Origin of the sequence: Kocuria atrinae C3-8, assembly GCF_000286355.1 — a bacterium.
Classification (GTDB): Bacteria; Actinomycetota; Actinomycetes; order Actinomycetales; family Micrococcaceae; genus Kocuria; species Kocuria atrinae_A.
The window spans coordinates 1-9575 of sequence record NZ_AJXN01000173.1 but is presented as its reverse complement, the minus strand read 5'-3'; the positions used below and the strand labels follow the sequence as shown (position 1 = coordinate 9575).

The following is a 9575-nucleotide window of genomic DNA, read 5'->3' as shown; positions in this document are numbered from 1 at the left end:
TGCGGCAAACGCGTCTGCCCGGTCAGGTGACGCTCCACCTCGGCGGCGCAGGCACGACCCTCGGCGATGGCCCAGACCACCAGCGACTGGCCGCGGCCGGCGTCACCGCACGAGAACACGCCGTCGACGGCGGTCATGTACTGCTCGTCGCGGGCCACGTTGGTGCGGCGGTCGAGTTCCACCGAAAGCTGCGAGGTCAGGTCATCGGACTCGTTGCCGGTGAAGCCCAGGGCCAGGAACACCAGATCGGCCGGAATGACCTTTTCGGTGCCCTCCTTGGGAACGCGGCGGCCGTCATCCAGGTACTCGGTTTCCGCAACCTTCAGCCCCGTGACGTGGCCGTTCTCATCGCCCACGAACTCCACGGTGGACGCCAGGTAGGTGCGCTCGCCGCCTTCCTCGTGGGACGAGGAGACCTCGAAGATCTTGGGCATCATGGGCCACGGTTCTTCGTCAGCGCGGTCCACGGGTGGCTTACGGCCGATGGCCAGCGACGTCACCGACGCCGCTCCCTGCCGGTGCGCGGTGCCGATGCAGTCGGATCCGGTGTCGCCACCGCCGAGCACGATCACGTTCTTGCCGCGCGCGTCGATCAGATCGGGGACCTCGTCGCCGGCGGCCAGCCGGTTGGAGCGCACCAGGTAGTCCATCGCGTGGTGGATGCCCTCCAGGTCACGGCCGGGGATGTCCAACTCGCGGGGACGGGTCGCTCCGGTGGCCACGATCACGGCGTCGTAGCGGCGTCGCAGGACGTCCCACGTGATGTCCTTGCCGATCTCGATGCCGGTGCGGAAGCGGGTACCCTCGGCGGCCATGACGTCCAGGCGGCGCTCAACCACGGACTTCTCGAGCTTGAAATCGGGGATGCCGTAGCGCAGCAGACCGCCAATGCGGTCATCACGTTCGTAGACCGCCACGGTGAAACCGGCCTGGGTGAGCTGCTGAGCAGCCGCCAGACCCGCGGGGCCCGAACCGACCACGGCCACGGTCTTACCCACCAGGCGAGCGGGCAAGAACGGCTTGACGTAACCCTCGTCGAAGGCCATCTCGCCGATCTCGTACTCGACCTGCTTGATAGTCACGGCCGGCTGGTTGATGCTGAGCACACACGAGGACTCGCACGGTGCCGGGCACACGCGACCCGTGAACTCCGGGAAGTTGTTGGTCGCGTGCATGCGTTCGGCGGCGTCACGGGTCTGGCCGCGCCAGACCAGGTCGTTCCACTCGGGAATCAAGTTCCCCAGCGGGCAACCCTGGTGACAGAACGGCACGCCGCAGTCCATGCAGCGGCCGGCCTGCTCGTGCAGGGTCTGGGAGTTCTGCCGTTCCTGGACCTCGTTCCAGTCCATGATGCGGACGGGGACGGGTCGTTTGGGTCGGTCTTCGCGGTCGCGGACCTTCAGAAAGCCACGGGGATCAGCCACGCGTGGTCACCTCCAAAATCTTGTGCCAGGTGCCGTCACCGTCGGGGTCGTCTCCCGCGGCCTCGGCCTGATTGCGCAGCGCCAGCACCGCGGAGTAGTCCCGCGGCAGCAGCTTGGTCATGCGCGAAATGGTGTCGTCGGCGTTCTCGAGGAGCGTTTCCGCCCAGTCCGATTCGGTTTCCTCGCCGTGGCGCTTGATCAGGCCCAGGACCAGTTCGCGGTCCTGTTCGTCGAGGGTGGCTACGAGCAGTTCGCCGGATTCCCGGGCCTGCTTGTTGATATCGGACTCGTCCAGGTCCAGCACGTACGCCACACCGCCGGACATGCCCGCGCCAAAGTTACGGCCGGTCTCCCCCAGGATCAGGCGACGCCGCCGGTCATGTATTCGCAACCGTGGTCGCCGATACCCTCGACCACCGCGGTGGCGCCCGAGTTACGCACCAGGAACCGCTCGCCCACCGTGCCGCTGAAGAACATCTCACCGCTCGTGGCGCCGTAACCGATCACGTTGCCGGCAATCACGTTCTCGTGAGTCGCGAAGCTCGCGTCACGCGGGGGCCGTACCACGATGCGCCCGCCGGACAGGCCCTTGCCGGTGTAGTCATTGGCGTCGCCTTCCAAGCGCAGCGTGATGCCGCGAGGAATGAAGGCGCCCAAGGACTGTCCCGCCTCACCCGTCAACGTGACGTCGATGGTGTCATCGGCGAGTTCCTGCAGGCCCAACGCGCTGGTCACGGTGTAGCCGAGCATGGTGCCCACGGCGCGATCGGTGTTGATCACCTTTTCCATGACGCGCACGGGCTCGCCGTTCTCGATCGCGGGAGCGGCCAGGGCGATCAACTTGTTGTCGAAGTGGTCCTCCAACTCGTGATCCTGGGTGCGCGTGTTGCGCAGTCCGTCCTTGAGACCCGGTGACTGGAACGAGTCCAGGATGGGGCTCAGGTCCAGGCCTTGGCCTTCCAATGGTCGATGGCCTCGCGGGTGCGCAATACCTCGGCGTGGCCCACTGCGTCCTCAATGCTGCGGAAACCCAGCTGAGCGAGATACTCGCGGACCTCTTCAGCGATGAACTCGAAGAAGTTGACCACGTGCTCCGCCTTGCCCGTGAAGCGCTTGCGCAGTTCCGGGTTCTGGGTGGCCACGCCCACGGGGCAGGTGTCAAGGTGGCACTTGCGCATCATGATGCAGCCCTCGACCACGAGCGGTGCCGTGGCGAAACCGAATTCCTCGGCTCCCAGCAGGGCGGCGATCACCACGTCGCGCCCGGTCTTGAGCTGGCCGTCCGCCTGTACGACCACGCGTTCGCGCAGTCCGTTCAGTCGCAGGGTCTGCTGAGCCTCCGCCAGGCCCAACTCCCACGGCATACCCGCGTGCTTGAGCGAGTTCAGCGGGGCCGCGCCGGTTCCGCCGTCGTGTCCCGAAATCAGGACGACGTCGGCCTTGGCCTTGGTCACGCCCGCCGCCACGGTGCCGATTCCCCGTTCGGAGACCAGCTTCACGTGCACGCGCGACTTGGGGTTGGAGCGCTTGAGATCGTAGATCAGCTGCGCGAGGTCCTCGATCGAGTAGATGTCGTGGTGGGGCGGAGGCGAAATCAAGGACACACCCGGGGTCGAGTGCCGCGTGCGAGCCACCCACGGATACACCTTCTGCGCCATGAGCTGGCCGCCCTCACCGGGCTTGGCGCCCTGGGCCATCTTGATCTGGAGGTCGTCCGCGGAGGCCAGGTACAGGCTGGTCACGCCGAAGCGTCCCGACGCGATCTGCTTGACCGCCGAACGGCGCTCCGGGTCCATCAGACGTTCCGGATCCTCACCGCCCTCACCGGTGTTGGACTTACCGCCCAAGCGGTTCATCGCAATGGCGAGCGTCTCGTGGGCCTCCATCGAAATGGAGCCGTAGCTCATGGCACCGGTCGAGAAGCGCTTGACGATCTCGCTCACCGGCTCCACTTCATCGATCGAGATGGGTTCCCGATCCGACGTGAAGCTCATGAGACCGCGCAGGGTGGCAATCTCCCGAGCCTGATCATCCACGCGAGCGGTGTACGACTTGAAGATGTCGTAGCGGCCCGTCTGCGTGGCGTGCTGCAGGCGGAACACGGTGTGCGGATCGAACAGGTGGCGCGGGCCTTCGCGACGCCAGTCGTACTCGCCGCCGATGGCCAGATCACGGTGCGGCTCGGTGACGCCGTCCTCCGGGTAGGCCAAGCGATGACGGGAGGCGGTTTCCTCCGCAATCACGTCCAGTCCCACGCCCTGAATCTGCGTGCGTGTTCCGTAGAAGTACGCGTTGATGAGTTCGCTCGACAGGCCCAGCGCCTCGAAGGTCTGCGCACCGCAGTAGGACTGCACGGTGGAGATCCCCATCTTGGACATGATCTTCTGGACACCCTTGCCCAGTGCCTTGATCAGGTTGTAGACGGCCTCTTCCTCGGTGACTCCGGTGATCTCACCGCGGCGCACCAGTTCCTCGGCCGATTCCATGGCCAGGTACGGGTTCACGGCGGACGCGCCGTAACCCAGCAGCAGGGCCAGGTGGTGGACTTCGCGCACGTCACCGGATTCCACGATCAGCGCGACCTTGGTGCGGGTGGCCGAGCGCAGCAGGTGGTGGTGCACCGCAGAGGTCAACAACAAGGACGGGATGGGAGCCAGGCACCGTTGGAGTCACGGTCGGAGATGATCACGAACTGCACGCCGCGGTTCACAGCAGTGGAGACCTTTTCGCAGATCTCCGCGATGCGCGTGCGCAGTGATTCTTCGCCGCCGTCGGGGCGGTACAGGCCGCGCACCTTCAAGGTGAGGGCGGCGCCGTCCTCGTCGTCCAGGTGCAGGATCTGATCCAGCTGATCGTTGTTGATCACCGGGAAGTCAACCTTGATCAGGCGCGTCTTGGCCTGCTGGGTGGCCAACAAGTTGGCCATGGGGCCCACCGCACCGGTCAGTGACGTCACCAACTCCTCGCGGATCGCGTCCAGCGGAGGGTTGGTCACCTGCGCGAAGGACTGCACGAAGTAGTCGTAGAGCAGCCGGGAACGGTCGGACAGCACGGCCACGGGGGTGTCGGTGCCCATCGCGTAAATGGTTCGGCACCGGCCACGGCCATGGGGCCGATGATCTTCTTGAGTTCTTCCTCGGTGTACCCGAACGTCTTCTGACGCAGCCGCACGGAGGACGCTGGGTGGGTCATGTGTTCGCGTTCGGGCAGCTCTTCGATCGGGACGATGGAGTCCTGGACCCAGTCGCGCCACGGCTTGGCCGCGGCCAGCTCGGCCTTGATCTCGTCGTTCTCGACGATGCGACCTTCCTCGGTGTCCACCAGGAACATGGTTCCCGGAGACACCCGGCCCTTGCGGACCACCTTGCGGTCGCCGATGTCGATGACACCGACCTCCGAGGCGAAAATGACCAAGCCGTCCTCGGTCTCCCAGAAACGACCCGGGCGCAGACCGTTGCGGTCCAGAACGGATCCAACGCGCTTGCCGTCCGTGAAGGACACACACGCGGGCCCGTCCCACGGCTCCATGAGCGTGGAGTGGTACTGGTAGAACGCCTTGAGGTCCGGGTCCATGGTGTCGTGGTTCTCCCAGGCCTCCGGGATGAGCATCAGCATGGTCTCGGTGACCGGACGGCCAGCCAACTGCAGCAGCTCAGCGACCTCGTCCAGGGACTGCGAGTCGGAAGCACCTTCCGAGCAGATCGGGAACAGTTCCTCCGGATTGCGACCCAATACGGCACCGGACATTGACGACTGCCGGGCGCGCATCCAGTTGCGGTTACCCATGACCGTGTTGATCTCACCGTTGTGCGCCAGGGTGCGCATGGGCTGCGCGAGCGGCCATGACGGGAATGTGTTGGTCGAGAAGCGCGAGTGCACCACGGCCAACTTGGTCGTGAACCGATCGTCGGACAGATCCGGGTAGAACGGCTGCAGCTGCGCGGTGGTCAGCATGCCCTTGTACACGAGCGTGCGCGAGGAGAAGCTCGGGAAATACACGCCGAACTTGTTCTGCGCGCGCTTGCGCACGCGGAAAGCTTTCTGGTCCAGTTCCAGCTGCAAATGCGTCGGATCGAACGACGACGCCGCGCCGGGCTCGAAGAGGCTCGCTCCCCGTGCGTTGTGGCGTTCGTCCGCGACGAAGAACTGCACGAAGGTGGGCATGACGGCGCGAGCGGACGCGCCCACGCGTCGTCGACGACCGGGACGTCACGCCAACCGAGCACGCGCAGGCCCTCCATGGCCGCGAGGTCTTCGAGGGCGCGCTGAAGTGGCTCCAGGTGCTGACACCGGTGGGCATGAACGCGGTGCCGACCGCGTAGGCGCCCATCGGGGGCAACTGGAAATTCACGGTGTCCCGGAAGAAGGCGTCGGGAATCTGAGTGAGGATGCCTGCGCCGTCGCCGGTGCCCTCGTCGCCGCCCACGGCACCGCGGTGCTCCAGGTTGCGCAGGGCGGTGAGTGCGGCTTCCACGATGTCGTGGGTGGAATTGCCGTCCAGGGTGGCCACCACGGCCAGGCCGCACGCGTCCTTCTCGTCCTCGCCCCGATACAGACCCTGGTCCTCGGGCTGCGTGGAGAACGCTTTGAACGGGGATTCCGCGGGAGGTAGCTCTGAACGCGAGTCAGGGTGGCCCGTGTCGCGGTTGACCGCGTCGGTGACGATGTTGGTCACGGGGGCTACTTGATTGACGTGGCTCATAGGGAGCTCCTCACCGGGTTGGTGGGCAGGTCTGAAGTGTCAACGATGCCCGGGCAACTGGGGTGAAGTGCGTACGGACATCATCTGATCCAGATGACAGAAGTGTCCGCGGCGCTGCGAACACTGAGTCGAGCCTCGAAAGACCGACGGATCACCACCGAACGCGGGACTCGCATGATGACGAATCCCCGGTGCGGCGCACGGGTAATTTACCACGATCCGAAATTCGATTGTGAGCGTCGACACCCAACGAAAAACCCCCGAAGTTGGCCGGGGTTCAACGTGGTGGGCGCTGCTCAGCGGAGCGCGGAGTGCGCGGCGCCGTTCGCGAGGATTTCTGATTTCCTACGGATCCTGACGGTAATTGCGGCAAATAGTGCAATGCCGAACAGGATCAGGGCCAATGACGTCCACACGTGGACCCTCTGACCGGCGATCATCAGCGCGGGATCGATGCGCAAGAACAGCTCGATCATGAGCCGCCCCAGGCCGTAGTAGACCAAATACAGAGCGAACACGCGGCCGTGCGTGAGCCGGAACAGCTTGCCGAGTGTGATTAGAATCACCACACCGGCCAGGTTCCAGAGGCTCTCGTAGAGGAAGGTCGGGTGGAACAGAGTGTCCGGGGGAAGACCATCCGGGAAGTTCGCGGACGTGGGGTCGATCCGCAGTCCCCAGGGCGCATCAGTGGGTTTGCCGAACAGTTCCTGGTTGAACCAGTTGCCCCAGCGACCGATGCCCTGAGCCAATAGGAGCGAAGGCGCCACGGAGTCCGCGAAGTACCAGAGCGGCACACCGTTCTTCCGGGACACGAGCCACGCGGCACCGGCTCCGAAGAGCACTCCGCCCATGATGCCCAGTCCGCCCTCCCAGATCTTGAAGGCATCGAGGGGATCCGCACCCGGCCCGAAGTACCCGGACGGATCCGTGATGAGCACGTGATAGGCGCGGGATCCGATGATGCCCGCGATCACAGCCCAGAACACGATGTCCCACAGCACGTCGGGATCCTGGTCCCTGGCTTTCCAGCGACGCATGGTGAGCCACACGGCCGCGGCCATGCCGAGCAGGATGCACAGGGCGTAGAAGTGGATGGTCAGCGGCCCCAGCGAGATGCTGCTGATATCCGGAGAAGGAATAGCTGCGGCGATCACCGGACGCATCAGCCGCGACCGGAGAGTTCAGCAGCTAAGCGGCCGACGGCCTCGGGACCGCCCTCGCCCAGGCTCGCACGAGTGCGGTTCCCACGATCACGCCGTCCGCGTAGGCGCCGATCTCCTCAACGTGGCCGCGGTTGGACACGCCCAGACCCACGCACACGTTTTCGGCACCGGCTTCACGGGCGCGCGCGACGACGTCCTCGGCGGCCGAGGACACCTGGTCCCGTGCGCCGGTGACACCCATGATGGAGACCGCGTAGACGAATCCGGAGGACGCCTTGACGGTCATGTCCATGCGCTCACGCGTGGTGGACGGTGCCACCAGGAAGATCCGGTCCAGACCGTACTTCTGGGAGGCCTCGAACCAGTCGGCGGCCTCATCGGGGATCAGGTCCGGGGTGATCATGCCCGCTCCCCCGGCGTCGCGCAGACGGCGGGAGAATTCATCCACGCCGGTCTGCAGCACCGGATTCCAGTAGGTCATCACCACGGGCACGGCGTCCGTGCGCTCGGACACTGCCTGAACGACCGTGAACGCGTCCGCAACGCGCACTCCATTCGCCAGAGCCTGTGTGGTCGCATTCTGGATCACGGTGCCGTCCATGACGGGATCCGAATACGGGATGCCGATCTCGATGATGTCCGCGCCGTTCTGACCCAGGGCCACGGCGGCTTCCACGGACTCTTCGACGGTCGGATAGCCGGCCGGCAAGTAACCGACCAGCGCGGGACGACCTTCCGCCTTGCACTGCGCGATCCGCGCGGCGAGCTTCGAGTCTGGATTACGGGTGAGGTCCTTGGGAGGATGCGTTCTGCCAAGCCGCCCACTCCGGGATGGACGGATTCGGGGGCGCTCACAGTTGTTCACCTTTCTGACCGACCTGCTCTTCGTGGCTGTCCTCGGGGAGCATGTCGAACCATTCCGCGGCCGTGGCCACGTCCTTGTCGCCGCGTCCGGACAGGGACACCACAATGATCTTCTCCTCGGCGGCCTCGGGGCCGAGGTCCTTGACCCAGCGGGCCGCGAGTTCGCGGGCACCGGCCAGAGCGTGCGAAGACTCGATAGCGGGGATGATGCCCTCCGTGCGGGACAGTAGTTTGAAGGACTCCATGGCCTGGGTGTCCGTGATGGCCTCGTACTTCACGCGGCCGATTGCGTGCAGGTGCGAGTGCTCCGGTCCCACTGCGGGGTAATCCAGGCCCGCGGAGATCGAGTGCGACTCGATGGTCTGGCCGTCCGTGTCCTGCATCAGGAACGTCTTGGCACCGTGCAGCACGCCGGGGCGGCCCAGCGTGATGGTGGCCGCGTGACGACCGGTGTCCACACCGTCGCCGCCGGCTTCATTGCCGTAGAGCTCGACCTCGGCGTCGTCCAGGAAGCCGTGGAAAATTCCGATGGCATTGGAACCGCCGCCCACGCACGCCGTGACGGCATCGGGCAGTCGACCGGCCTTCTCCAGGATCTGCTCGCGAGCCTCTTCACCGATCTGCTCGTGGAAGTAACGCACCATCGCGGGGAACGGGTGCGGACCGGCAGCGGTGCCGAGCAGGTAGTGCGTAGTGTCCACGGAGGCCACCCAGTCACGCAGGGCTTCGTTGATGGCGTCCTTGAGCGTTGCGGAGCCGTGGGAAACGGGCACGACCTCTGCACCGAGCAGCCGCATGCGCGCCACGTTCAGGGCCTGACGGCGAGTGTCCTCCTCGCCCATGTAAATGCAACATTCCATGCCGAACAACGCCGCGGCCGTTGCGGTGGCAACACCGTGCTGGCCGGCACCGGTCTCCGCGATCAGACGTTTCTTGCCCATGCGCTGGGCGAGCAGTGCCTGCCCGAGCACGTTGTTGATCTTGTGCGAACCGGTGTGGTTGAGATCCTCGCGCTTCAAGAACACACGGCGCCGATGGCCTCGCCGAAACGCTTGGCCTCGGTCAACAGCGAGGGTCGCCCGGAGTAGTCACGGGACAGCCGCTTGAACTCTTCCTGGAACTCGTCGTCGACTCGTGCCTTGTCGAAAACCTCGGTCAGCTCGTCCAGCGCGGCCACGAGAGATTCGGGCATCCACCGGCCACCGAAGTCACCGAAGTACGGACCGGGGGCGTTCTTGAGGGAACCGTCCTCCGAACCGGCCGAAGCGGCGGCGTCGTCTGCTGCGGCCAGTTGCTGGGCGGCGAACTCGGCCTGGGCGGCCGGGGGCTTCTTGCCCGCCAGGAAATCGCGCGGGCTGCGGCGCCCACGTCGCGGAATCGGGAAATGGTGCGCGCGGGATCGTCGGACTTCACCAGCACCTC

Annotated in this window: 2 protein-coding genes and 3 pseudogenes; all 5 read right to left on the bottom strand. The window is 65.6% G+C overall.

From position 1 onward, the window contains the following. Positions 1-1424: glutamate synthase subunit beta (locus YO9_RS0115165; RefSeq protein WP_016998261.1), on the bottom strand; the 1424-nt coding region annotated here is incomplete at its 3' end. After that, positions 1417-6126, bottom strand: a pseudogene (gltB, locus tag YO9_RS0115160) (glutamate synthase large subunit). The pseudogene gltB and the gene YO9_RS0115165, both read right to left, overlap by 8 nt. 296 nt (positions 6127-6422) lie before the next feature. Continuing rightward, complete coding sequence (gene lgt / locus YO9_RS0115155; protein ID WP_016998254.1) at positions 6423-7289, bottom strand: prolipoprotein diacylglyceryl transferase; 867 nt, start codon at positions 7287-7289, stop codon at positions 6423-6425. Next, positions 7289-8093, bottom strand: a pseudogene (gene trpA / locus YO9_RS0115150) (tryptophan synthase subunit alpha). The gene lgt and the pseudogene trpA overlap by 1 nt, the downstream one beginning before the upstream one ends. A gap of 47 nt (positions 8094-8140) precedes the next feature. Then, positions 8141-9444, bottom strand: a pseudogene (gene trpB / locus YO9_RS0115145) (tryptophan synthase subunit beta). Between the last annotated feature and the right edge of the window lie 131 nt (positions 9445-9575).

What these genes read in the sequence shown, in the direction of transcription:
- lgt (WP_016998254.1), bottom strand. Translation starts at nt 7,289, where the DNA reads ATGCGTCCGGTGATCGCCGCAGCTATTCCTTCTCCGGATATCAGCAGC.